At 62.5% G+C, this 24,290-nt stretch carries 26 protein-coding genes; 8 read left to right on the forward strand and 18 right to left on the reverse strand.

What is annotated here, in order from left to right; genetic code table 11:
* Positions 1 to 16 precede the first annotated feature (16 nt).
* The 3 genes from F7R90_RS02285 to F7R90_RS02295 form a co-directional block, all read right to left on the reverse strand.
* The gene (locus F7R90_RS02285) at positions 17 to 1,006 is read right to left on the reverse strand and encodes a calcium/sodium antiporter (RefSeq protein WP_158055664.1); all 990 of its coding nucleotides are present in this window, start codon (positions 1,004 to 1,006) and stop codon (positions 17 to 19) included.
* 87 nt (positions 1,007 to 1,093) lie between these two features.
* Positions 1,094 to 1,573, reverse strand: coding sequence for a DUF5812 family protein (locus F7R90_RS02290; protein ID WP_158055665.1), 480 nt, complete (start codon positions 1,571 to 1,573; stop codon positions 1,094 to 1,096).
* A 71-nt stretch (positions 1,574 to 1,644) separates the two neighbouring features.
* On the reverse strand, positions 1,645 to 2,157 hold the full coding sequence (locus F7R90_RS02295) for a hypothetical protein (protein WP_158055666.1): 513 nt from the start codon (positions 2,155 to 2,157) through the stop codon (positions 1,645 to 1,647).
* 665 nt (positions 2,158 to 2,822) lie between these two features.
* Between F7R90_RS02295 and F7R90_RS02300 the strand changes: the two genes are divergently transcribed.
* The 3 genes from F7R90_RS02300 to F7R90_RS02310 all read left to right on the forward strand — a co-directional run bounded on the left by F7R90_RS02300 (position 2,823) and on the right by F7R90_RS02310 (position 5,614).
* The gene (locus tag F7R90_RS02300) at positions 2,823 to 4,115 is read left to right on the forward strand and encodes a glucose-6-phosphate isomerase (RefSeq protein ID WP_158055667.1); all 1,293 of its coding nucleotides are present in this window, start codon (positions 2,823 to 2,825) and stop codon (positions 4,113 to 4,115) included.
* Between the two features lie 63 nt (positions 4,116 to 4,178).
* Complete coding sequence (locus tag F7R90_RS02305) at positions 4,179 to 5,291, forward strand: CPBP family intramembrane glutamic endopeptidase (protein WP_158055668.1); 1,113 nt, start codon at positions 4,179 to 4,181, stop codon at positions 5,289 to 5,291.
* A 182-nt stretch (positions 5,292 to 5,473) separates the two neighbouring features.
* A complete protein-coding gene (locus tag F7R90_RS02310) occupies positions 5,474 to 5,614 on the forward strand; it encodes a CopG family transcriptional regulator (protein WP_158055669.1) in 141 nt (46 codons plus the stop codon).
* 56 nt (positions 5,615 to 5,670) lie between these two features.
* Here F7R90_RS02310 and F7R90_RS02315 read toward each other — a convergent pair whose 3' ends face one another.
* Together F7R90_RS02315 and F7R90_RS02320 are read right to left on the reverse strand one after the other, a co-directional pair.
* Positions 5,671 to 6,135, reverse strand: a complete 465-nt coding sequence (locus F7R90_RS02315; RefSeq protein ID WP_158055670.1) for an NOB1 family endonuclease — start codon at positions 6,133 to 6,135, stop codon at positions 5,671 to 5,673.
* Positions 6,136 to 6,381, reverse strand: coding sequence for a PRC-barrel domain-containing protein (locus tag F7R90_RS02320; protein ID WP_158055671.1), 246 nt, complete (start codon positions 6,379 to 6,381; stop codon positions 6,136 to 6,138).
* 122 nt (positions 6,382 to 6,503) lie between these two features.
* Here F7R90_RS02320 and F7R90_RS02325 point away from each other — a divergent pair, with 122 nt between their 5' ends.
* Positions 6,504 to 6,698: a hypothetical protein gene (locus F7R90_RS02325; protein WP_158055672.1), complete on the forward strand. Its 195-nt coding sequence runs from the start codon at positions 6,504 to 6,506 to the stop codon at positions 6,696 to 6,698.
* Positions 6,699 to 6,730: 32 nt separating this feature from the next.
* Here the strand turns inward: F7R90_RS02325 and F7R90_RS02330 are convergent, their stop codons facing one another.
* The gene (locus tag F7R90_RS02330) at positions 6,731 to 7,213 is read right to left on the reverse strand and encodes a hypothetical protein (RefSeq protein ID WP_158055673.1); all 483 of its coding nucleotides are present in this window, start codon (positions 7,211 to 7,213) and stop codon (positions 6,731 to 6,733) included.
* A 171-nt stretch (positions 7,214 to 7,384) separates the two neighbouring features.
* Here F7R90_RS02330 and infB point away from each other — a divergent pair, with 171 nt between their 5' ends.
* Positions 7,385 to 9,184: a translation initiation factor IF-2 gene (infB, locus tag F7R90_RS02335; RefSeq protein WP_158055674.1), complete on the forward strand. Its 1,800-nt coding sequence runs from the start codon at positions 7,385 to 7,387 to the stop codon at positions 9,182 to 9,184.
* A 126-nt stretch (positions 9,185 to 9,310) separates the two neighbouring features.
* Entirely contained in the window at positions 9,311 to 9,547 is a 237-nt protein-coding gene (locus tag F7R90_RS02340; protein WP_158055675.1) for a hypothetical protein, read from the forward strand.
* On the opposite strand, the gene F7R90_RS02345 is transcribed toward F7R90_RS02340, so the two are convergent.
* From F7R90_RS02345 to F7R90_RS02365, 5 genes are all read right to left on the reverse strand, one after another.
* A complete protein-coding gene (locus F7R90_RS02345) occupies positions 9,528 to 9,920 on the reverse strand; it encodes a DUF5811 family protein (RefSeq protein WP_158055676.1) in 393 nt (130 codons plus the stop codon). The genes F7R90_RS02340 and F7R90_RS02345 overlap by 20 nt on opposite strands.
* A 410-nt stretch (positions 9,921 to 10,330) precedes the next feature.
* Positions 10,331 to 10,807: a pyruvoyl-dependent arginine decarboxylase gene (locus F7R90_RS02350; protein WP_158055677.1), complete on the reverse strand. Its 477-nt coding sequence runs from the start codon at positions 10,805 to 10,807 to the stop codon at positions 10,331 to 10,333.
* Positions 10,808 to 10,851: 44 nt separating this feature from the next.
* Positions 10,852 to 12,072 carry a hydroxymethylglutaryl-CoA reductase (NADPH) gene (hmgA, locus tag F7R90_RS02355; RefSeq protein ID WP_158055678.1) on the reverse strand — a complete coding sequence of 407 codons (1,221 nt, stop codon included), beginning with the start codon at positions 12,070 to 12,072 and terminating at the stop codon, positions 10,852 to 10,854.
* Between the two features lie 348 nt (positions 12,073 to 12,420).
* Entirely contained in the window at positions 12,421 to 12,951 is a 531-nt protein-coding gene (locus tag F7R90_RS02360) for a DUF5817 domain-containing protein (protein WP_158055679.1), read from the reverse strand.
* A gap of 573 nt (positions 12,952 to 13,524) precedes the next feature.
* Positions 13,525 to 13,938 (reverse strand): VOC family protein, encoded by a 414-nt coding sequence (locus F7R90_RS02365; protein ID WP_158055680.1) that lies wholly within the window; start codon positions 13,936 to 13,938, stop codon positions 13,525 to 13,527.
* A gap of 68 nt (positions 13,939 to 14,006) precedes the next feature.
* Between F7R90_RS02365 and F7R90_RS02370 the strand changes: the two genes are divergently transcribed.
* A complete protein-coding gene (locus F7R90_RS02370) occupies positions 14,007 to 14,345 on the forward strand; it encodes a cupin domain-containing protein (RefSeq protein ID WP_158055681.1) in 339 nt (112 codons plus the stop codon).
* Between the two features lie 13 nt (positions 14,346 to 14,358).
* On the opposite strand, the gene F7R90_RS02375 is transcribed toward F7R90_RS02370, so the two are convergent.
* From F7R90_RS02375 to F7R90_RS02400, 6 genes are all read right to left on the reverse strand, one after another.
* The gene (locus tag F7R90_RS02375) at positions 14,359 to 15,243 is read right to left on the reverse strand and encodes a hypothetical protein (protein WP_158055682.1); all 885 of its coding nucleotides are present in this window, start codon (positions 15,241 to 15,243) and stop codon (positions 14,359 to 14,361) included.
* 80 nt (positions 15,244 to 15,323) lie between these two features.
* Positions 15,324 to 16,214, reverse strand: coding sequence for a cation diffusion facilitator family transporter (locus F7R90_RS02380; protein ID WP_158055683.1), 891 nt, complete (start codon positions 16,212 to 16,214; stop codon positions 15,324 to 15,326).
* A gap of 180 nt (positions 16,215 to 16,394) precedes the next feature.
* Positions 16,395 to 17,654: an isocitrate dehydrogenase (NADP(+)) gene (icd, locus tag F7R90_RS02385; RefSeq protein ID WP_158055684.1), complete on the reverse strand. Its 1,260-nt coding sequence runs from the start codon at positions 17,652 to 17,654 to the stop codon at positions 16,395 to 16,397.
* A gap of 234 nt (positions 17,655 to 17,888) precedes the next feature.
* Positions 17,889 to 18,407 (reverse strand): metallophosphoesterase family protein, encoded by a 519-nt coding sequence (locus F7R90_RS02390; protein ID WP_158055685.1) that lies wholly within the window; start codon positions 18,405 to 18,407, stop codon positions 17,889 to 17,891.
* 88 nt (positions 18,408 to 18,495) lie between these two features.
* A complete protein-coding gene (locus tag F7R90_RS02395; protein ID WP_158055686.1) occupies positions 18,496 to 19,884 on the reverse strand; it encodes an outer membrane protein assembly factor BamB family protein in 1,389 nt (462 codons plus the stop codon).
* Between the two features lie 178 nt (positions 19,885 to 20,062).
* Positions 20,063 to 21,535, reverse strand: coding sequence for an outer membrane protein assembly factor BamB family protein (locus tag F7R90_RS02400; RefSeq protein ID WP_158055687.1), 1,473 nt, complete (start codon positions 21,533 to 21,535; stop codon positions 20,063 to 20,065).
* 122 nt (positions 21,536 to 21,657) lie between these two features.
* Between F7R90_RS02400 and F7R90_RS02405 the strand changes: the two genes are divergently transcribed.
* Positions 21,658 to 22,554 carry an isoaspartyl peptidase/L-asparaginase gene (locus F7R90_RS02405; RefSeq protein WP_158055688.1) on the forward strand — a complete coding sequence of 299 codons (897 nt, stop codon included), beginning with the start codon at positions 21,658 to 21,660 and terminating at the stop codon, positions 22,552 to 22,554.
* Positions 22,555 to 22,692: 138 nt separating this feature from the next.
* Here the strand turns inward: F7R90_RS02405 and F7R90_RS02410 are convergent, their stop codons facing one another.
* Positions 22,693 to 24,216 carry a hypothetical protein gene (locus F7R90_RS02410; protein WP_158055689.1) on the reverse strand — a complete coding sequence of 508 codons (1,524 nt, stop codon included), beginning with the start codon at positions 24,214 to 24,216 and terminating at the stop codon, positions 22,693 to 22,695.
* Positions 24,217 to 24,290: the final 74 nt, after the last annotated feature.

A 24,290-nucleotide genomic window follows, 5' to 3' on the forward strand; every position in this document is an offset into this window, starting at 1 on the left:
TCTGCACGAACTCCACTCAACCGACCAATCCGAGCAGTCCCAGTACCCACCGACCGAACTCGGAGCAGACGAACAGCGCTCCCTCGCCCTGTGAGAGGGTTCGGCCCGTCCACAGCGCGGCGACCACGAGCGTCGAGACTACCAGCAACCAACCCACGGTCTCCATCACGGCTCCCCCGAGCGACAGCGGTCGGACGATGGCGGCGATTCCCATCGCGCCAAAGAGATTGAAGATGTTGCTTCCAAAGACGTTCCCGACCGAGATTCCGAGGCTCCCGCGCCGTATCGCCACGACCGAGACGGCGACCTCCGGAGTGGACGTGCCAGCCGCGACGATCGTCCCGCCGATGACCCACTCCGAGATACCGACGCCGCGCGCCAACGCAGACGCTGCCCGAACCATGTACTCACCACTCACGAGAACCACGGCTAACCCGACCAGCAGCAAGAGGAGGTCCCGGCCACCGAATGACCCTCGCCCGTTCTCATCGCTGCTCTCCGTCGGGTTCGAGGCCGGGGTCAAACCTACCGGTTCTGTAGCAGTTGCTCGCTCGACTCGCAGTAGATAGACGGTGTACGCAACGAACAGCGCGACCAACAGGACGCCTTCGAGACGCGAAACCCTGAGATCGACCAGAGCGGCCCCGCCGACCAGCGTACTCGCCAGCAGCGCGACGCCGTCACGACGAACGAGCGACTCCGAAATCGGGACGGCCCGGAGCAGTGACACGAGACCGAGGACGACCGTTAGATTGTATATGTTCGACCCGAGGACGTTGCCCACCGCGATGTCGCCCAGTCCTTTGAGCGCGGCGTCCGTCGTGACGACGAGTTCCGGCGTTGACGTGCCGATGGCGACCACTGTCAGACCGATTATGAGTTCCGAGAAGCCGATGCGCCGCGCGAGTTTGACCACCGCGTCCACGAGCAAGCGCGCTCCGACCCAGAGACCGCAGACAGTGACGACTACGACACCCAATTGGCCGACGGGACCACCGAACACCATCCTATCGTGGAATTTAACGGGGAATCATAAAATAGCACGTGGCGGAACGGGGTACAGCAGCACCCTGCCCGGCTTTTCCCGGAGTTTCTACGGCATGTACCGCACGCTCACGACACCCTCCTCGCTCCGAACCTCCACGCGCGACACACCTAACCGCGCCGCACGCGAGAGGGTGCCTTCGTCGTCCAGCACGTCCGAGACGGCGTCCTCGGTGTCTTCCGGAGGCACCGACAGCACGTGAATCTCGCCCGTTCCGGCACGTTCGGTGCGAGCGAGTTCGCCGACCTCCTGTTCGTCGGCCATCTCCATCTCTTGGGTCGTCGGTGGTTCCTCGCTGCGCTCCGTCGAGAGCGCGCGGCGTTCCTCGACATCGACGACCGACCACGTGACGTTCATCGGCGGGTCGGGTGCAACGGTGCCCTCGACGGCGTCGTACTCCTCGACGCCGGGGTTCGAAGAGAGCGTGTGGACTTGTCCGTCGTGTACGTCTTTCAGCACGGCCGACTCGGCTTCGGCGTGGGTGACGAGGAAGGTACTCGTCTTCTCGGTGTCGCTGTCGTCGCTCATGGAGCGAGATAGGAAGTCCGGGCTTTTCCGGGTTGCGTTTGCGCGTTTCAGCGCGGGACCGTTTTGGACCCTCAGCGCGCGAACTTGTGGACGACCAGTACGAGCAGGGCCGAAGCGATGGGCGGCACTAATCCGGCCAGCGGCGGGAGCGAGTAGAGGTACTCCACGACCGGCGCGATTGCCGCGGGTGGCGCACCGCGCTGGTCGGCGGGCGCGGAGATGACCAACGCGAGGTACAGCGACGCGATGAACAGGTACCCAGAGAGGGCGAGTCGAACGTCCGCGCTCGCGCTCCCCGCACCGCGCTGGTGTCGCCGCGCCGACGAGAGGATGGGCGTGAGTAGTGGGACTAACAGTACGACCGCGAAGACGAGCAGGAAGGCTCTGGAGAACGTCGAGAGTTCGGACCCGCCCTGCGTGCTGAAAATCCACACTGGCAACGCGAGCAGGAGGAAGAGGAGGAGCAGTCCGGTGACGAGCGCGCTGACGAGGACGTAGGACTTGAGGAGTCGCGAGTCGGTGTCGGCGAACGCGCGACGGAACGACCCGACGACGATGCTTCGGGACTCCTCGGAGTTCGACATTGCTACGTGGGAGTTGGCAGGTTGCCCTGATAAGGGGTGCGATACGATGGGTCTGGAGGGGTTGTTCAAAGAAGGACAAAGGTGACTGACGTGAGGGCTGTGAGTGATTCCGGAATAGTAGAGACGAAGCTAGCTACTCCCGGTGCAAAGGACGCCGCAGCCAAAACCCTCCCCAACCAATTGCGTTTCTCAGGACGGAAAACGCGACAAGTCGCGTTTTCCGGGCTTGCGATACTCATCCCTCGCACGAGTCGCTCCTGTCGTCGCTCCCGCGCGCCACACCACTCGTGAAAGTGCAGGAAACGGCCTTCGGTTCATGGCGCGCGCTGACGCGAGGCTTGTGGTCGCGCAAATCCGCGCGAGGTCTTGGTGAGCGGAGCGAACCAAGGCTCGGCAAACGCGGTTTGTCTGCCGGTGGATGACCGGAGCGACCGGAGGGAGCAGAGGGAATCGGTTGGGGAGGGATGTGGCCGTCGCGGTGCAGGGCGGTGCGGTCTCTCCTCGGTTTCGGCAGTAGCTAGCCCCACTGCGTTTTCGACTGTTTTCTCGTCCCCGCTTCACCTTGCCCTGCCGGTTGACGCCGCCGTGACGAAACGAGCTAGCATCGACCCATCCCACGACCGCAGTAGACAACATTTAGTCCCTCGCTCTCCCCAGCTTAGATAATGCGAGTAGACCTCGGCAACGCACTGAGCGAAGTCGCCGACCCCGGCGTCTCGCGGGCCGAACTCGACCAACTCGACCAACGGGTCGGGGACGCCCACGAACGAATCCAGCAGGGTCGCGAGGACGACGAACACGGCTACGCCGCGCTGAATCTCCCCGAGACTGCGGACCCCGACGCCATCCGTGCCGCAGTCGAACCGTTCGCGGACGCCCAGAACGTCCTCACCGTCGGCATCGGTGGCTCCGCCCTCGGCGCGGCGACTATCGCCCACGCGCTCCCCTCCGAGACAGACGCTTACTTTCTCGACAACGTGGACCCCGAACACGTCACCCAACTACTCTCCTCCATCGACCTCGGTTCGACTGCGGTCAACGTCGTCTCGCGCTCGGGGACCACCGCGGAGACGTTGGCAAACTTCCTCGTCGTCCGGGACGCGATGGACACCGCAGGAGTCGATTGGACCGACCAGACGTTCGTCACGACCGGTCAAGAAGGCAATCTCCGAAATCTCGCCGACAAGCACGACCTGCCTGCGCTCGACGTGCCCGACGGCGTTCCCGGCCGGTTCTCCGCGCTCTCGACGGTCGGTCTCGCCTGCGCCGCGATTCAGGGCCACGACTTAGACGCACTGCTCGCAGGTGCGAGCGACGAAGCAGACCGACTCGCTGGCTCGCTGTACGACTCGCCAGCCTACGCCTACGGCGCGGTCAGCTACGCCCTCGAAGAGCGCGGTGCGGCAGTCAACGCGATGATGCCCTACGCCGAATCGCTGGAAACGTTCGCCGAGTGGTTCGCCCAACTGTGGGCCGAGAGTCTCGGGAAGGCGGGGCGCGGCCAGACGCCCGCCCGTGCGCTCGGTGCGACCGACCAGCACTCCCAACTGCAACTGTACCGCGCTGGCCCGCACGACAAGATGGTCACGCTCGTTCGCCCGCAGAACTACGAGGACCGCCAAATCCCCGAGACCGACTTGGAGGGCCTCTCCTATCTGGGCGGCAGTTCGCTCGGCGAACTCCTGGACGCCGAATTCGAAGCGACGGAAGCTAGTCTCGCGGCGGCCGAACAGCCGAACGTCCGAATCGAACTCGACCGCGTGGACGAGCGCAACATCGGCGAACTCCTCTACGGCATGGAGGCCGCCTGCGTCGTCTACGGCGAACTCGCGTCGATATCGACGTTCACGCAACCCGCAGTCGAGTGGGGCAAGCGCGCGGCCCGCGGCTTGCTCGGCGGTGGCGACTTCGAGGAAGCCGACGCCGTCGCGGAAAAGACGACGTTGACTATCGAGTAGAGCGAACTCTCTCCGTCGCCGATAAGCACAGAGACTATAGACTGCGCCTCCTTCTTTCGAGATATGAAAGACCGCTCGACCGCCAGCGTCGGCGTCGTGCTGGCCGCAATCGCACTCGCGGGGGCCGCGCTCCCGTGGGGAACCGTCGGTGTCGGCCCCGTCGAGAACGTGGTCCTCGCCGTCCTCGGAGTGGCTGCCTTCGGTGCGTTCTCGCTCCGGAAAAACGGCTTGCTCGACCGCGAACCCGGCGCGTTACTGGCCGGAACTGCAAGCTTCGCCGTCGTCGGCTACGTCGTCCTCGTCCTCTCGGGTGTCGTCGCTGTCGGCCCGCCGTCGCCCTCGCCGTGGGGGCTCTCGTTCGCAGTCCTCGGCGGCGTCGGTGGCGTCATCGCCGCATACGGCGACGGACGCGGCTTCCCGGAGAACTTGAAGGCTGGCGCAGTGGCGACCGGAAAGAGTCTCTTACTCGGCTTCTCGGGACTGTTCGCCATCGCCGTCTGGGCGAACATCGTAGTCGTCGTCGGTAACATGCTCGTCCCGGGTGGACTCCCACAGATGCTCATGCTCGCGGTCAGCGCCATCGCGCTCGGACTCGGCACGGGAACGATTGCAGTCGTCTACTTCGTCGCGACGGACAAGTCGCTCTCGTATCTCGACTTCCGCATCCCGAACCTGAAGGGTTTCGGCTGGACCGTGGCGGGCATCTTCGCGCTGTTCGCGCTCAACATCGCCGTCTCGTTCGTCCTCTCCCAAATCGGCGTCGGAACGGCGAGTCACAGCATCGAACAGAGTGCGCGCGATGGCGACCCGACGATTCTGCTCTGGCTGATTCCCGCGGCGTTCCTCATCATCGGCCCCGGAGAGGAACTGCTCTACCGCAACATCATTCAGAAGTCGCTGTACGACACGTTCTCGAAGTGGGGCGCGGTGGTCGTCGCCAGCGTCGTCTTCGCACTGGCCCACATCCCCGCCTACGCCGCAGGTGCGTCGTCGGTTTCGGCGCTTCTCAGCACGCTCTCTGTCATCTTCCTACTTTCGATGGTTCTCGGGACCGTCTACTTGAAGACGGAGAACACCACGGTCTCGGCGCTCATCCACGGCGCGTTCGACGCGATTCTGTTCGCCGCGATGTACGTCCAGATTACGGGGACCACGACCGCCGCGATTCTCCCATAGTCGCAGGTTGAACTCCGGACCGTGCTTCGAGTTCTCAACAACTGCAACTCGGTTTTCCTCCGACAGACTCTCACGCACTCGATACGTCTGACGATTCTTTACTCTCGCTCCGTGAGCGTCTGCCGTTCGACGGACGAACGTCTGACAAAGCTTTATCCTCCCGAACCTCAATTGAAAATTTCATGCAGCGTCGATATGCGATCACTTGCGACCGAACTCTCGCCCGCCGCATCGACGCGCTGGCACGCGAGTACGACCTCACGACCCAAGAGGTACTCCAGCAACTCATCACGGTCGGGCTCGAAGAAATCGAGCGAAACTGAGTCCGCGCGAGCGCGCTCAGACGCCGACGGGTTCGAAGACGTGTGCGTCCGAAGACTTACGCGTTCGAGGGATTCTTTCGGGTGAGTTCGCTGCCGCAGATGGGACAGCGGTCTTTGTTCTCGTCGAACTCCCGGCCACACCCCTGACACTGGAATCGCCAGTTGCGCTGTTCGCTGATGCCATCTTGGGCGATGACTTCGACACTCACGTCTAAGTGTTCGGAGACGTTCTGCATCGCGTAGTCGTCGGTGACGAGCGTCCCGTCGAGTTCGAACGCGGCGGCGACGAGTCGGATGTCGGTGTCCGACAGTTCGTCCAAGTCGCCGGTCTCCCCGGCGGCGCGGCGAACCTTCTCGACGGCGTCGTCGCGAGGGATGTGGATGTGCATCCCAGAGCCTTCCATCGCGTCGAAGCGATAGGCGCTCTCGTCTTCCAACTCCTCGCGGACCAGTGGGATGGTCGCCGTGTCTGCTTGCGTGTGATACTCGTTGATGAACGCAGAGGAATCTAAGACGTACATTTACCGCTGAACGACGATGTAATCTTTAACCGCCTGCACGCGATTGACGGGGACCTGGAAGCGGCCCTCTTCGTCGGCGCTGAGTTCGACGGATTCGTTCTCCAGTTGTTCGTCCGGTTCGATGATGAGGTCTGCGAGTTCGCCGGTTTTGAGGTCCATCGTGATGTTGTACAACATCCCGAGTTCTGTTCCGTCAGACCCCATTACCGCCTTCCCCGAGAGGTTTTCGGCGAGGATTTCCGCCATACGATTGCGTTACTGATTGCTCCTACATAAAGTGTACGGGGAGGGCGCGTCGTCTCGGTGAACCGTCGGAGTTCTGCTCGCTCTCGTCTATATTTATTAGAACCGTCTGAGAAATCGAGTGTATGCCGAGTGAACGTATTCTCGACGCGCTCCAACTGTTCACGCGCCTCGTCGGTGTCGTCATCGCTGCGGGGGGAGTACTGCTGAGTACCTCGGCCCCGATTTTCGGCGTCCCACTCGTCGTGGTCGGTCTGCTGTTCGTCCTTCGTCCCGCGATTGCGAGCGAACTACTCGACATCGTCGCGTCGGCGGCCTGAACATTCGCCATCGAACAGCGGCAGACGAACGTTCAGTCTCGATACGCCGCTAATCGCTCGAAGATACGCCGATTCATCGGTATCCCGACGGAAAGCCCTATCAGCGACGCCGCGAACAGTCCGAGTGCGACAAGCAAGACGAGTGGCGCTTCGGTTCCTGCACCAGTTATTGCGAGGAAGACCAGCGCTAACGCGGCTCCAAGCAATGAACACAGTCGCTGGCCCAATGCGTGACAGAACACGAGTGCTTGACCGCCATACTCGGTTCCGAGGTCGTCGATGAATCGGTTCGTGTCTGCGATAGCGGCGATCACGTGGACCGTTCCGTACGCCGAGAGTAGCGCGACACTGAGCCACCACGAAACGGTTACGACGGTCTCACTGACTGCTATGGGGGGACCGTTGGAGAACGACGTGGCCGTCGGTATCAGTGTCACCACTGCGCCGACGAAGACCAGCAGTACGACGTTCGACTCCCGAAGCCGCCGGGCCTGCGAGTAGTAGTCGGGTGCCATTGGGAGTACGAGGAGTGACGGGTCGGAAAAATCGTCGTGTTTCGAGCGGTGGGGGACTCAACACGGGTCGGGGTACCGTCGAACTCCACCCTCTTGGCCGCCCGTGACGATGGAGTTATATGGTGCGCGCAGTACCACTACAGTAAGAAACCTTCTGCTTGGGTGGTACGTATGTCTGACAGAGACGCCGACAACGACCAAGACCTCCGAACCCCGATAGTCGCCGTACTCGGCCACGTCGACCACGGGAAGACCAGTTTGCTAGATAAAATACGCGGTTCGACCGTCATCGAGGGCGAGGCGGGCGCGATTACCCAGCACATCGGGGCGACGGCTATCCCGCTGGACGTCGTTTCGAAAGTCGCCGGGAGCCTCGTGGACCCGACGGACTTCGACCTGCCGGGCCTGTTGTTCATCGACACGCCCGGTCACCACTCGTTCACGACGCTCCGCTCGCGCGGTGGCGCGCTCGCCGACATCGCCATCCTCGTCGTGGACGTGAACGACGGCTTCCAGCCCCAGACGCTGGAGGCGCTGAACATCCTCAAGAAGTCCCAGACGCCGTTCGTCGTCGCCGCGAACAAGGTAGACACCACGCCGGGGTGGAAGCCCAACGAAGACGCCCCCATCAAGCAGACGTACGACGCCCAGAGCGACCGCGCGCGCCAGAAGTTGGACGAGTCGCTGTACGAGATTATCGGCGAACTCAGCGACGAAGGGTTCTCCGCCGACCTCTACTGGCGCGTGCAGGACTTCCGCGGCAACATCGGCGTCGTCCCCGTCAGCGCGAAAACTGGCGAGGGCGTCCCGGACGTGCTGACCGTCCTCATGGGTCTCGCCCAGCGGTACATGAAGGAGGACATGGAAATCGACGTGACGGGACCGGGTGCAGGCACCGTCCTCGAAGTCAAGGAAGAGAAGGGCTTCGGGACGACCCTCGACGTGGTGCTGTACGACGGCACCGTCCGCGAAGACGAGACCATCGTCGTCGGTGGGAAGAACGAACCCATCGTCACGGACGTTCGCGCGCTTCTAAAACCGCGGCCGCTCGCCGAGATTCGCACCGAGGACCGCTTCGAGAAGGTGGACGAAATCTCGGCCGCGGCAGGTGTGAAAATCGCCGCGCCCGAACTGAAGGACGCGATGGCTGGCGCTCCAGTCCGCGTCGTTCGGGACCGCGACATCGACGACGTAATTACGGAAGTCCAAGCCGAACTCTCCGAAATCGAGGTCGAGAGCCAAGAGCAGGGCGTCGTCGTGAAAGCCGACACGCTCGGTAGTCTGGAGGCCATCGCCAACGCGCTCGAAGAGGCCGAGATTCCCATCATGCGCGCGGAAGTCGGCGACGTGGCTCCGCGCGACATCAGTGTGGCCTCCACTGCTGAGGAGGACAAGCACAAGACCATCCTCGCGTTCAACGTGGACGTGTTGACCGACGCCGAGCGAGACGCCGAGGAGAGCGACGTGAAACTCTTCGAGAGCGACGTCATCTACCGACTTATCGAGGAATACGAGGAGTACGTCGAGGAGCGCGAACGCGCCCAGCAGGAGACGGTCCTCGACAACATCACCCGCCCGGCGCGGTTCAACATTCTCCCCGACCACACCTTCCGTCAGAACGACCCCGCCGTGGTCGGCGTCGAGATTCTGTCGGGGACGATTCGGAAGAACAGCCACGTGGTCAAATTCGAAGGCAACTCGCCGACGCGCGTCGGCCAACTCAAAGGTATCCAAGAACAGGGCGAAGACGTAGACGAGGCCCGTAGCGGCAACCGCGTCAGCGTCGCCATCGACGGCCCGACGGTCGGCCGTCAAATCGAGGAAGGCGACGAACTCTGGATAGAACTGCCCGAGAAGCACGCCAAGATTCTGGAGCAGGAACTGACAGAGGACATCCCGATGGACGAAGTCGAGACGTTGCAGATGTATCTCGACAAACAGCGGAAGCGCGACCCCTTCTGGGGGAAGTGAGAAAAACGCAGTTTTTCGAACGTCGAAAGGCGCACGAACGCTTCTGGTTCACTCGTCTCCCCGAGTACCACCAGACAATATTTTTTAGTGGAACTAACCCGTAGTAGCCGATAGGAAGGTGGTATCATGCTCGAAGACAATGTACTACAGAGTGGTAACGCCGGCTTCCCGACCTACTACGATATACTGCTGGCGTGCCTGCCGGTGCCACTCCTCTTCGGAGTACTCGTCGGCGAACTGTCGTCGATATCGCCACAGCTGAGCACGAACGCAGGCGCGCTACTGTCGGCACTGCTCCTTTGGCATCTACTCTTCAGAAAACCGCCGACCGGTGGGAGAGGTCCTACCGAGCCGTCGGTGTGATGTCGTCGCCCATCACCTGCTTGACTTGGAGTGCCGCGCTGGCGGCGAGTCCGCGGGCCACTTCGTCCTCTTCGTGTGAGAGCAACTCCTCGTCGTCGAAGTCTTCGATGCTCGGCTGGAGTCCGGCACTCACCGGATGACCGATGGGCGGTTGGACCGAGATTTGGGCCTGCGGGCCGTTCGAGCCTTCCGAGACCTGTGAGCCGACGACGTACTCGCTGGGGAGAAACTCGCGGGTCAGAGCGGCGATACTCGCCACGCTGTCGCGCAGTGCCCGTTTCTGCTCGACCGAGAGGTCGGGCACGTCTGCGTTCGAGCGGTGGCCTGCTTGGGTCACGCCGGGGGTCCCCGCGTAGGGAGTGTTTCCGTTCATCTGTCTGTCGCTTGATGGTAGGGCTTGGAGGTAATAAAAGCTCCCGTCTCCGGTACTTCGTTCCTCTTTCGCTATCAGGGTGTACTGGGAAGATGGTAGTCGAGGTTTGAGTTTCGAAACCGGTGCGAAGACGGACGCTAACGCTACAAAGCAGCAGAGTAGCACTCCACAAATGAGACCGCACAACATCGCATCTGAACTACTCATCGTGCGTTCCGTTCAGGATAACGTGGAACTCGAGAGAGGCTAACTACTGCCGAAGCCTAGAAGACCGCACCGCCACAGCCCCGCCACGGCCCCGCGAGGGCCACACGCCTCCCCAGCGGACGGCGGGCTTCAGTACGGAAGACGCGCGGTCGCGCATCTTCCGAGCCTGCACTCACTTCGTTCGTGCAAACGAGTACGAAGATTCAGCAAATCGGCTCGCTGTCGCCGTACACCGCCAGCACGACTGCCGTCGAGTAGGTTCCCGACTCCGCTTCCGTCGTCACCGTCTTGGTCGCTTCATCGACAAAGTTCCAGTCTCGGAGTTCGCGGCCCGCTTCCAGTCCCGCGTTCACCCGATTCTCCACGTCCTCGGGGTCGGTCTCGCCAGCGGCCTCGTAGAACAGGCCCGGACCTTCTTCGCTGGTTGTCCACCCCAATCCGGCCGAGACCCGGCCCGGTCCCGCACGGGTCGCACGAGCTTCCACGACGGTCAGTCGGTCACCAGCAGGCCCGAGGTTCGGCGCGGTGCCGACTGCTTCCACGTCTGCGTCGCCGGGAATCACCGAAGAGACTGCTACGAGGTTGTAGTTGTGGACGTTCGCGTCCGCCAGCGCGGCGTCGTAGGCGGCCATCTCGGTGGGGGCGCTCCCAGTTCCCCAGACCACCCGAATCGTACTCATGCGCGAGAAAAGTCGGCGGCGAGGCTAAGGGGTTGCGATTCCCCCTATCGGCCCAAGTCCTCGTGGGCCGACGAGAGGTGCCGCGAGGCGAGCGCGGCGAGCAAGGAGAGTTCGCCAGCCAAGGCTCCGACGGAGATAATCTCGGCGAGCGCGTCGGCGTTGCTTCCGGCGGGGTCGCCACCGCCGCCGAGTCCCAGCACGTCGAGCGCTTCCGACTGAGTGGGCAACTTCGTCCCGCCGCCGACCGTGCCGACCTCCAGACTGGCCAGACTCACACTGGCGTACAGACTCTCTTCGCGCGCCTCGACGGTCGTAATCGCGTTGCTCCCCTCTACGACCTGTGCGGCGTCCTGCCCGGTCGCGAGGAACGCCGCCGCGACGACGTTCGCGGCGTGGGCGTTGAATCCCAGACTCCCGGCCTTCGCCGAGCCGATCAGGTTCTTGCGAGTGTTGGCTTCCTCGATTGCCTCCGGCGTGGTGTGCAGGCGCTCTTCGACCGTCTCGCGCGGAATCGTCACGTCCGCCGTGACGCTCCGGCCGCGGCCCTCGACGGCGTTGATTGCGGCCGGTTTCTTGTCCGTGCAGAGATTGCCCGACAGGGCGACCAGCGAGGCGGGCGTCTCTTCCTCGACCAACTCCGACGCTTCCCGAGTCGCGATGGTCACCATGTTCATCCCCATCGCGTCCTTGGGGTCGTAGACGAACCGCAGGAAGACGGAGTCGCCGACGACGTAGGTGTCCACGTCCAGCAGTTCGCCGTGGCTGGTCGTCGATTCGGCGGCTTCCCGCAGCGCATCGCGGTTGTCCCGCACCCACGAGACGACCTCCTGCGCCTCGGCGATGCCCGACACCCGGAAGACGGGCGCGCGGGTCATTCCGGTCTTCGTAACGCGGGCGTCAGCGCCGCCGGACGAGGCGATGACCGAACAGCCACGATTCACGCTCGCCAGTAGCGCGCCTTCGGTGGTCGCCAGCGGGAGATAGAACTGTCCGTCCGCGGCCCCGCCAGCGACCTCGACGGGTCCGGCGATGCCCATCGGAATCTGGGCCGCGCCGACCATGTTCTCGATGGCCGATTCGGTGGCCTGTTGTGCGTCGAGTGCGTACTCGCCGACCGTTTCGAGGTCGGCGTCGGTATCAGCCGCGATTAGCTGGCGACGGGCCGCGACCGCCGTCTCGGCGTCGGCGTGGTCCTCCAGTTCGTGCAGTCGAAGCTCTCCCTCGCGCACCTTCTCGACGAGGTTGGAGACACTGGAATCGCTCATATCTGGAAGATTGAGTAGGCGGCCCCTAACAGTTCTCATTCGAACTTCGGGACCACTTTCACTTTCACTCCGCCCATGGCTGACGTTTATCTCCCATCCGCGTGTACGGTAAATTGTCTTCGAGAACGCCGAGGTGCCCAGCACACCTCGGTTTGCGCGACGCGTGGGTTCTCCACGTTAGACGCGTGGGTCTCCCACGCTCGATTCCGTGTCCACGGATTCGCGCACTCGGAGACACTTCGCGGGACAACTTAGTTCCTGCTCCGCGGAGGTCGGCCGTGCGGCATGCCTGCCATCTGCCATCCCTGCCGCCGCGCGGCCGCCGGCTTTCGGCGTGATTCTCCTTGCTCACAGCAACCGGTAGCGTCCGCGACTCTCGCTGACCTCGCCGCGCCGCGTCAACTTGTCGAGTGCTTTCCTGACGTACTCAGCAGAGACACCTTGCTCGTCTGCGTAGGCAATTACGTCCGCTTCGGTCGGTTGATCGAGTTCGCGGAGCGCCGCAAGCACCGTCTCTTTGCGGTTGCTCGCGCCGCTCGCTGCCCGGCCGCTCTCGGCGCGCTCTCCGGCCGCCGCGACTTCCTCGTCGTCGAGGCCAGAGGCTTGCAGAAATTCTGCCTCTCCCATCCCGGCGTCGTCTATCTGGTCCTCCATCTCGGCGAACGAATCCATCTCGGCGAACGTCTCGCCCTCGCCCTGCCGGTTGGCCAGCATCGACGAGCGGACCTCACGGGCGTGGTCCTCGTCGTCGGTCTCCACGAACTTCTTCAACTTCTCGTACTTGTGGCGCTTGCCACAGCGCGGGCACTCCGTGGTGTCGGGCCGCCCCTTCAGAATCTTGAGCGCGCTGCACTCGCTACACCCGACGACGGCGTACATGTGTGGGGGTGGGTCCTCTTCGTACCTGAATGTTCGGACCTACACATCGTAATTGGATTGGTCGGACAACTCGCTCTTGTCGGCCAAACTGTCGGCGCGCGCTGGCGCGACCACGGGGGTCGCGCCGAACCCGTGCGAGGTCTGCACGAACGGAAGTGAATGCAGGCTCGGAAGACGAGTGGTGCGAAGTCTTCCGGTGGATGAGTAACGGAACGCGGGAGACGCGACCCAAATGGTCGTCTCCCGAACCTGAGTAACGCAATCGGTTGGGGAGGGTGTGGCCCTCGCGGTGCGGTCTCTCATCGGCTTCGGGAGTAGCGAGCCTCACTGCGTTCGTCAGTGCGATGTGACAGTTGAAACAACCGATAATTCTTTCTCGAAAGTCCCCGGTCGCTCGCGGTTGCTGTGCAGGATATTCTGGCCTTTCCGCACCGTCCGGCCAGAATAGGGCCTGCACAGGCGACTACATAAACGCGCCCGACCGCCCCCTTTCAGTCCCACCCTGTGGTGTGGTTCACCGAGCGTTATTGGCGGTTGGTAAGTCAGCCCTTCGCTTTTCGACCACTCTACGCACTACTCCACTTCTTCTTCCGGCGCGACCACTTCTACTTTCATCCGCTCGGGGTCCTCGAAGTACAGCGCATAGTAGTCCTCACCACCAGCATGCGGATGCTCGTCTTCGTAAAGAATCGTCCGACCCCGCTCACGCAACTTCTCGGTCAACTCGTCCACGTGTGTCCGTGACTCCGCATGAAAAGCCAGATGGTTCAGGCCCGGATGCCGACGATGGTACTCCTCGTTTTCGTACTTCTCGGGCGCACGCACGAGAACCAGATACGTGGGGCCGCACTTCCACGAGCGCCCGTCGTCCCAGTCCTGATACACCTCGTAGCCGAGTTCGCCGAGGAACCACTCCCAGAAGGTCATCGACTCCTCGAAGTCCGAGGCGTACAACTCGACGTGGTGCAGGAGGCCAGTTTCGTCCATACTACTCCTCCAGAAGCACGCGTGAAAAACACACCCACATTTAGGTCGCCTGCCCGCATTGCTCCGGCATGGAACGCGTTCCAACAGAAGCGGTCGAATCCACGGAAGCAGTCGAGGGCGTCCACCTCTCGATGCTGGCAGGCGGCGAACAGATGAACGTCCAGCACTTCTTCATCGAACCCGGCGCGACGGTGCCGGAACACAGCCACCACCACGAGCAGGCGGGCCTCATCACGCAGGGCACCTTGACGTTCCTCGTCGATGGCGAGGAAATCGACGTTGGTGAAGGCGACTCCTACTCGATTCCGGGCGACGAACCACACGCCGCGGAGAATCGCGGCGACGTGCCGGTGAAAGGCGTGGACATCTTCAGTCCGCCGCGAGAGAACCCGGACTGGCAGGAGTAGTCGAGTCCCGGAATTACGTTTCGAGCAGGTCCGCGACGACTTCACCTTCCAATCCGCGGAGGTCTTTCGGCTCCCCGTCTTCGACCTCCGGCCGGAAGTCGGCGGGGTCGGCGTCAGTCTCGCCCTCTCGTAGATACTCGAACAGCGCGTCGGTACGCTCCGAGAGCGACTCGCGGTCCTCTTCGACGCTGTCGAGCAGGTCGTCGGCGTCTACTTCATAGTCTGTTTCGCTCGCGTACCCCGCGAGAATCACGCCCGCCCCGAGGACGAGCGCGTACACGTCCGCGTGCGTGTGAACCACGTCGCGTCGCTGCCACGTCGCTTCCAGCAGGTCGAGACCCATCTCCTCGTCGCCGGTCGTCAGCTTCTGGAGCGCGAAGCCGTAGAGACGACTGGCGCTATCCTGTGTGTGAATCTGGTCGGCGTACTGAGAGACGAGTTCGTCGCGCTTCTCTTCGCTGATTTCGTCTGGTTCCGCTCGACCGAGCGCCATCAGGGCGTTGCCCCACCACTCTTGCAGGGCGTCGTCGTCGCCCTGCCGTTCGGCGATGGAGATGATCTCTTCCATCACTGCGAGCGCCGCCGGAGCGTTCGCATCCCGCGCGTGGAGGTCGGCGAGTCGTTGGAGGTGCTTGCGCGCTCGTCCGAGTTCGCCGTTCTCGCGGGCGGTGACGACAAGTCGCTCGCCGAGCGCGATGGACGCCTCTCTGTCGCCGAGTGTTCCCCGGAGCGACAGCGCTCGGTCGTAGTAGTCGGCGGCGGTTCCGAACTTGCCGCGCGCCGCTGCACGGTCGGCGCGCTTCTCGCAGTAGTACGCCTCCAGTTGCTGCTTTCGCTCGCGGAACTCGTCGCGGTACGCGTCGAACCGCTGACTTTCGTTCGTATTTGCTACTACCATGGGCTATAGTCGCACTCGAGATTTTATAAATTTCTCTATCGAGGAAATTAAGTGTTGGTGAGGATGTCTGAGTCACTCCCTCAGTGATGTGCGTCTTTCCACTCGCCGAGTCCGGCAGGGTCTAAGTGGACGTGTACGTCGGAAACCGGTTCGATTTCCCGAACCCGTTCGCGGAGTTCGGTCTCGATTTGGTGCGCCTGTGCGACCGTGTAGTCGGCGTCGATTTCGGCGTGAAACTCGACTTCGATGACGTGCCCGGAGTAGTAGGCGACGAAATCGTGCGTGCCGTGGACGCTCGAATGCGAACGTATCGCTTCCTTGATTCTCTCCTGTTCGTCCTCTGGTGGTGCGCTGTCTGCGAGGTATCGTACGTTCTCCCGGGAAATCTCCACGCCCTGGTGGACGACGAGTAGACTCACGATTCCGCCCGCAATCGGGTCGAGGACAGGGTAGCCGAGTGCCATCCCCGCGACGCCGACGAACGCCGCGAGCGTGGTGTAGATGTCGTTCAGACTGTCGGCCGCAAGTGCCCGGAGACCCGGAGAGTCGAGGTCACGGTTCACGAGTTTCGTGTACCAGTAACAGCCGTACCGGTTCGCCAGCGCGAACAGCAGTCCGACGACGAGCAATGCGTTGTACTCCGCCGTCGGACCTTTGACCAGTGACGTGCCAGCGTCGTAGAGGAGTTTCAGACCGAGCAACACGAGGACGCCGCCGACGAACAACGCGCTTAGGGGTTCGAATCGGTCGTGGCCGTGGGGATGCGACTCGTCGGGGTCGTCGTAGACGAACCGGCCCCAGACGAGGACGACCGCACTCGCCAAGAGGTCGGCGACGGAGTGAGCGGCGTCAGCAGTGAGTGCGAGACTCCCGGAGACGACGCCGAGAGTGCCTTCGACGACGATTTTCGAGACGTTCGAGAGAACGTTCACCCACGACACCTTGAGGAACGACGCTCGCTGGTCAGACATCTCTCAATGTCGAACAGCTATTCACACATAAGAGGTGTCATTAGGCGCATAAAATGGAGTTTTTGATTGAATCTAATTCTCGGTTCTGAGTCGAGGGGGAGACGGTGGAGTCGGACACGTCTCGCTCGCGTGGCAATAAAAGCGAAGATTCGGCAGTGAAAGAGCGCACGAAAAGCTCGCTTATGCGAGCTTTTCGATATTCTCGACGACCTTGTCGGCGTACTCGCTCGCTTTGAGCTTGTTGCCGCCCTCGATCTGGCGTTCGAGGTCGTAGGTCACGTTACCGGAGGAGATGGTCTCCTCGACGGCGTCGCGGACGAGTTTGCCAGCGTCCTTCCAGCCCATGTATTCGAGCATGAGACGACCCGAGAGAATCATCGCGGTCGGGTTCGCCTTGTCCTTGCCAGCGTGTTTCGGTGCGGAACCGTGGACCGGCTCTGCGAGACAGCGTGCCTCGCCGAAGTTCGCACCGGGCGCGATGCCGAGACCGCCGATCTGTGCGCCAGCGGCGTCGGACATGTAGTCGCCGTTCAGGTTCATCGTGGCGATGACGTCGTAGTCCGACGTGCGGGTGAGAATCTGCTGGAGCATGTTGTCGGCGATGCGGTCCTTGACGACGAGTTTGCCCTCGGGGGCCTCTCCGTCGTACTCGTCCCAGAGCGTGTCCTCGGTGATGACGTTCTCGCCGTACTCCTCTTCGGCGACCTCGTAGCCCCAGTCACGGAAGGCACCTTCGGTGAACTTCATGATGTTGCCCTTGTGGACCAGCGTGACCGAGTCGCGGTCGTTTTCGAGGGCGTAGTCGATGGACTCACGGACGAGTCGCTTCGTGCCGAACTCCGTAATCGGCTTGACGCCGATGCCGACGGGACCGTCGTGGATGACGTCGTCTTCGCCCATGTCGTCCTCGACGAACTCCTTGACCTGCTGGACTTCGTCGGTACCGGCTTCCCACTCGATACCGGCGTAGACGTCTTCGGTGTTCTCGCGGAACGTGACCATGTCCATCGCGCCGGGGTCCTTGACCGGCGACGGGACGCCGTCGAGGTGGTAGGTCGGGCGAACGTTTGCGTAGAGGTCGAGCGTCTTACGGAGCGCGACGTTCAGCGAGCGGAAGCCAGCGCCGACGGGCGTCGTGAGCGGGCCTTTGATGGCGACGTTGAACTCTTTGATTGCCTCCACCGTGTCGGCGGGCAGGTTCTCGTCGTACTTCTCACGTGCGCTCTCGCCCGCGAAGACGCGCATCCACTCGATGTTGCGGCCAGTGGCCTCTGCGGCGGCTTCGAGGACCTTCTGTGCGGCCGGGCCGACGTCCTTACCGATACCGTCACCGTGGATAATCGGAACGATTGGATTTTCCGGGACGTTGAGCTCGCCGTCTTCGACTGTTATCTGCTCCCCCGCTTCCGGGACTTCGACTTTCTCGTAGTCGTGGCTCATAGACGTGTGAAGGTGCGGGAGAGAGGGATAAAAGGCCTGCCGTTTGCCTCCGTGTGTGCGATAAACTCCCTTAGAGTCCTAGATTGTCAACGGGCAACACGCTTACAGGTCGCCGCGACTGAACTGCGCGTCGTCGTCTGAAATATCACGTTTCTAACCCACTCAGGCCGTACAAAACTTGTTTTGGCGGTTAGAGGCTCAACAATTCCGGAACACCGGCCCTGAGTGGACATATCAGACCTCGTGAACCGTCACGTCAAGTTCGCCGTCCGCGACGTCCGCGGTCAACATCGTCGCTGATTCTGCGGGGTCGGCACCCGTCACGCTCCCCGGATTCAGCAGTCGAATCCCGTCGTAAACTCGGTCTACGAGTTCGTGGCTGTGGCCGCCGATACCGACCACCGGTTCCTCGCCGTTCTCTCGGGCAGTCCCCGAGATGCTTTCATTCCAATCTTCGCGCGTGCGAACGAGTTCGTCCGTCTCGTGAACCACGTCCCCATGCGTGACGACGAGGGTCACGTCTTCGACTTCGACCGAGGCGACCGTCGGCAGGCCGAAGTCTTCGGGGTCCATGTTCCCGTGGACGGCAGTCAGTTCAGTGGCGAGTTCTCGCACCTCCGCCAGCGTCTCTTCGGTCGTGAAGTCGCCAGCGTGGACGACGTGGTCGGCCTCCCGAATCAGGTCGGGGAACTCCTCGGGAATCTCGTCTTCTCTGTCGGGGACGTGAGTGTCGGAAATGATTGCGACAGTCACACGGCAGAGTTGTCACGTACCCGATTAAAATATTGGGGTGAGAAACCGTGCCGGACTGCAAAAAGTGAATGGGGTGACCCGACAGTACTCAGCAGTCCGACCCCGAGTCTTCGTCGCCGTCAGAGTCACCGCCTCCGTCGTCTCCGGATTCACCGTCTCCGTCGTTGGACGCTTCACGGAGTGCGACTACTTTCTCATCGACCGTCGTGTATATCGTCCCGTCTACGACGACGAGGTCTGCTTGTATGCCCGAATTACCGTCGTCGCCGTTCGTACTCGTGTCCGGAACGTCGCTCGTCCCGAGGTAGTCGCCCGTCTTGGCGTCTCGGTAGTGTATCTCGTCGTAGTCTCTGACCTTCATCTCGCCGTAGTACAGCGTGTCGCCAGCGACCGCCAGCGACCCGGGAGTCCACGCGAGGTTGCCTTCGTTGGCGATTACGACGGACCACAGCTGTTCGCCAGTCGCCAAGTCGAACGCATTCAAATCCCGGTCGTCGCTGATGTACACGATGCCGTCACCGACGGCGAGGAGGTCGATATACCGCGGGTCGTCGTCCGACAACTCGCTGCCTTCCTTGGACCACCTGTGTTCGCCTGTTTCGGGAGTGAGACAGTGGACTGCTGCCTCGGTGGTGGCGAGGATTCCAGTCTCGGTCGCCACGACGTGCGACATCACGCCGAGGTTGGTGCTCCACTCTATCTCGCCCGTCTCGGGCGCGAGTGAGACGACTTTCGAGTTGTCTTCGGTGCCAATGTCAGACGCCGCGGCGTACAGCGTCCCACCGACGCTGGCAAGCTGCGCTTTATCGTAATATTTGAACTCGTGAGTCCACTGGACGCTTCCATCGGCGCGGGACAGGGCAACGAGGATGGGTTCTTCGTCGGCCCCTCCGGTCTCCTCGCCGACGGCGACGAGCAACTCGTCAGTGACGACCGGGTAGATGCCGCCTCGTTCCTGCGACCACAGTTTGGTGCCGTCGCTGGCGTCGTACACTTCCGTGTAGCAGCGCCGAGTGACGTACACGTCGCCGTCGGCCACCACGATTTCGTCCGGTTCGTACCAGCCTTCAGGGTCCTGATTCGTCAGTTTCCGCGACCACTGTTCGCTCCCGTCTTCGGCATCGAGGGCCTTCAGATGTTGCTCGCCTGTACTTTCACTTCCCAAGATGGTGTAGACGATGCCGTCTGCGACGGCGGGTCCCTCGTTCAGATTCCGAGACGCATCGACCGTCCACGCGTCCGTCAACGTTCCCCGTGGTCCACTCCCATCTTCGTTGTAGTAGGTTCGCCCGTTGTCGGAGCCCATTTGTGGCCACGCGTTCGTCCCCCAATCGACCGTCGAATCGTCGTCGTAGTCGGCGACTCTCGAATTCGCTCCCAGTTTGGCGACTGCCGTCGAAGTTCCTGCGAGGCCGAGGGCGGCGGTGCCTGCGAGAACGGAACGACGGTTGAACTGCATGCCTTCGTCGTCGGACATGTTACAGTTCTAACGACCACGATTACAGGTAAACTGATTTTGGCGGTTAGATGCTCTAAAAAAGTAAACTATCGGTCGGTAGGCAGCGTTCGCAGTCAGTAGTTACCAGCTATCCGTCACACTACGGTACTCGAATCGGAATGCGAGTTACCGTCGAAAGAGGAAAGGACTCCGACTATCAGCAGTCGTCGTTCGAGTCGTCACTTCCGTCCGAGTCGCCGTCCGACCCACCGGAGTCGTCGCTACCGGAGCCGTCACCTCCGCTCGAACCGTCGTCGTTGCCATCGGAGTCGTCGTCGGTTCCGTCGTCGGAACCGCCTTCGGGGGCGTCGTTCTCCCCTTCGCGGAACGCGACCAGTGCGTTCTCGCTGACAGTGTATATCGTCCCGTCTACCGGTGCGAGATAGCCCTGTAGTTGCGAGTCGCCGTCAGGTCGGTCGCCGGTCACGTCTGGCACCGTCCGCTTGGCGATGAGTTCCCCGGTGTTCGGGTTACGGAGGTGAATCTCGTCGTAGGCGTCGGGGTCGCCGCTCCCCGAGTCGTCTTTCTTGTCCACCGCGTAGTACAGCACGTCGCCGACGACCACCACGCCCCACGCGTTCGGATGCATCTCGGCGGACCACTGCTGTTCGCCCGACCGGGCGTCCAACGCGTAAAGCATCGAATCGACCGTGACGTACGCCGTTGTCTCGCCGACGGCTTGGAAGGTGAGGGACGGGTCTTGGTCGTCCGAGAACTCGGTCTTTGACTTCGACCACATCTTCTCGCCGGTCTCCGCGTCGAGTGCGTTCACGGCCGCGTCGGTTTCCACGAAGATCACGGTGTTCGTAGCGACGGTGTAGCCGTTCGGTCCGACTTCCGTGGTCCACTCTTCCTCGCCCGTCGCCGCGTCGAGGGAGACGACTTTCGAGTTCTCTTCGCTCCCTGGGTTCGACCCTGCGGCGTACACCGACCCGCTCGCCGCGGCGGGAAGCGCGTCCCCACGCTGGTCGAAGTCGTACTCCCACTGGATGCTCCCGTCCGTGCGAGAGATACCCGTTATCTTTGCCGTGGTGACTGCACCGTCGTCTACGTTGTTGCCTTCGACGACGAGCATCTCGTCGGTGACCATCGGATAGCCGCCGCCGTGTTCGACCTCCCATCGCTTGGTCCCATCGACGGCGGTGTAGACCTCCGTGTGACCATTCCGAGTGAGATACACTTCTCCGTCGGCGATGACCGTCTGGTCCGTCCCGTAGCCGCCGTAGGAGTCGTCGGTCGTCAGGTTTCGGGACCACTTCTTGCTCCCGTCAGCGGCGTCGAGCGCGACCAGTTTCTCGGTGCCTGCTTCGGGGTAGCCAGTGAACGTGTAGACGGTGTCGTACGCGACTAGTGGGTACTCGGCCAAGTCGGCGTTGCCTTCGAAGAACCAGTCACCCGTCAACTCTCCAGTCGGACCGCTCCCCTCGCCGTAAAAGTAGGTCCGGCCGTTGTCGAAGCCGGTCTGGGGCCACGCGTCTGTCCCCAAATCCACCATCGAATCGTCGTGGTCGGCAAACTCTCCCTTGCCGAACTCCTTTGCGACAGCCGTGGAGGTTCCTGCGAGACCGAGGGCAGCGGTGCCTGCGAGGACTGAACGGCGACTGAACTGCATGCCTTCGTCGTCGGACATGTTACGATTGTAACGACCACGAACACTTGTAAACGGATTTTGGCGGTTAGAAGCTCTAAAAATCTAGAACGTCGCGGCGAGAGACCGCGTGAACTAAGCGCCCTCACTCAGAAATCGCGTGCATGAAAGTCATCGTCCACGGCGGTGCTGGAAGCGCCCCAGACGAACCGACACCGAGACAAGCAGTCTTAGACGAGGCCGCCGTCGCTGGCGAAGCCGAGTCGTCGGTCGTGGACGCTGTCGAAGTCGCAGTCAACGTCCTCGAATCGTCGCCACGGTTCAACGCCGGAGTCGGCGGTGCCGTCCAAAGCGACGGCGAGATTCGCACCGACGCCGGATTGATGACGAGCGACCGCGACGCAGGCGCGGCCTGCTCGATGCCGGGCGTCGAACACGCCGTCAGTGCCGCTCGCGTGGTCATGGAGGAGACGCCCCACGTACTGGTCAGCGGCGACCACGCCACCGAACTCGCCGCCGATTTCGGCGTCGAAACCGGTGTAGACCTCTGGACGGAAGACAGTCGGGAGCGCTGGAACGATTACGACGCGCCGGAGGGCACGCCAAGGGAACACGTCGCGTGGCTCCGGGAGCGGTTCGGCGGGAGCGCGGCGACGACTTCCGGAGACGACGGGCGCTCGAATCCGAAGGACCACGACACGGTCGGTGCAGTCGCGCACGACGGCGAGGCGTTCGCCGCGGCCACCTCGACTGGCGGCCGCTGGTTCGCGCTCGCCGGTCGCGTCGGCGACGTCCCCCAAATCGGGAGCGGATTCTACGCCGCGCCCGCTGGCGCGGCGAGCGCGACGGGTGCTGGCGAGGACATCGCCAAGACGACGCTCACTCGGCGGGCAGTTCGGCACCTCGAATCCGGACACAGCGCCCAAGAAGCCGCAGACCGTGCTATCGAGGAGTTCGCGGAACTGACCGGCTCTTCGGCTGGCGTCATCGTGCTGGACCGCGACGGAACCGCGGGGAGCGCGTTCAACAGCGAACAGATGCAGACTGCGGTGGAGGGCTAGAGAGCGCACAGAGTGAGCGGGCAGTAGTTTTCATCGACGTTTTGCAAGCGAGCGTAGCGAGCGCAGGAAAAGGCGGGTTGCGTCGCCACTCCCGGCCAGACAGTTTCAGAAAAAGAATCGCGGGGTCGTCGCTCGCTCTTATGCGGTAGTCGTCTCCGCGGCGGTCGTCGTTTCGCCGCCTTCGGTCGTCGTTTCACCACCTTCGGTCGTCGTCTCTTCGCCACCTTCCGTGGTCGTCTCGCCACCTGCCATCGTCGTTTCCTGTCCACCCACGATAGTCAGGTTGGCCGTCTGACGCGCGTCACGAGTGTAGACGCCGTGTTCGAACGTTCCGGTGGGGAACGCGCCCACGTCGGCGTTGGTGATGTTGTACGTCACCGTCATGGATTCTCCGGCCGGAATCTCCACCAGTTCGGCGTCGATGACCGACCCTTCGATACGGTAGGACACCTGCTCGACGACTCGTTCGCCGCCGTTGTTGACGACGACTGCCTCGACGGTGTAGTTCTGGCCTTGCTCGACCTCCGACGGAGCCGATAGGTTCTGGATGCTCAGAATCTGCACGTCTCCTTCACCGGCGGACGAGGAGGCCGCCGAGGCCATGCCGACCGTCGCGTTCTGGACCGTGACGCTTCCGACGCTGACGCTGTCGATGACTGTCCCGCTTTCCTGAGCGGTCGCGGTCTCCTCTGCGGTGGTCGTCTCCTCTTGGAGCGCGCCTTCGGTCGTGGTCTCCTCGGCCATCGTGGTTTCCTCAGCCATGGTGGTCTCTTCTGCCATCGTCGTCTCGTCCATCTCTTCGGTCGTGGTCGCGGGTTCTTCTTCCGTCGTCTGCGCCGGTTCTGCCGCGCCACCCGTCTGTATGCTCTCGACGGTTAGCGTCGCGATAGTCATCTGGTCCACGTTGACCTGCCGGATAGTCGCGCTCTCGACGGAGACCGAATCGACTTCCTGCATCCCGCCGTCGTCAGCCATGTCGGTCGTGGTCTCTTCTGCCATGGTGGTCTCTTCCGCCGCTGTCGTCTCTGCGGCGGTCGTCTCCGCACCACCCTCGGTCGCAGTTTCCGTGGTCTCTTGGAGTGCAGCCTCGGTCGTAGTCTCCTCTGCCATGGTCGTCTCTTCAGCCATGGTGGTCTCCTCGGCCACTGTCGTCTCTTCCATCTCCTCGGTCGTCGTGGTCTCCTCTGCCATGGTGGTCTCTTCCTCCATGGTCGTCACGTTCGCCTCACCGTCCGTCTGGACGTTGAGGTTCTCGACGGTGAGGGTGTTCACGTCCATCTGCTCGATGGTCAGGTCCTGCACCGTGACCGACTCGACGGACGCGTTGCCGCTGAGTGCTTGCGAGAGCGTCTCGTCGTCGGTCTGTACGTCAGCCATCGTGACGTTCTCGAACGAGAGACTCGCCAGCGAGACGTCCTGGAGCGTCGCGTTCGTGAGCGTCTCGTCTTGGCTCTCTATCTCGACAGTATCGACTCGCATCTGCTGGACAGTCGCGTTCTCGACCGTCGCGTTACCCAACTGCAACTCCCCTACCTGTACGTTCTGTAGCAGTACGCCGTCCGCTTGTGAAGTCTCCCCCGACGTCCCCCCGAGTGTCGCCAGCGGAACGCCAGCGAGCAGAAGGAGGGCAGCCATCACCAGTGCACCGGTCTCACGTTTCATATGCGGCCCATCATATTCTGGATGCGGCAATAAACTGGGAGAACCGTTTCGGACAGTTCTTTGCTTTGACGGCC

This window comes from Halorussus halophilus (genome assembly GCF_008831545.1).
GTDB lineage: Archaea > Halobacteriota > Halobacteria > Halobacteriales > Haladaptataceae > Halorussus > Halorussus halophilus.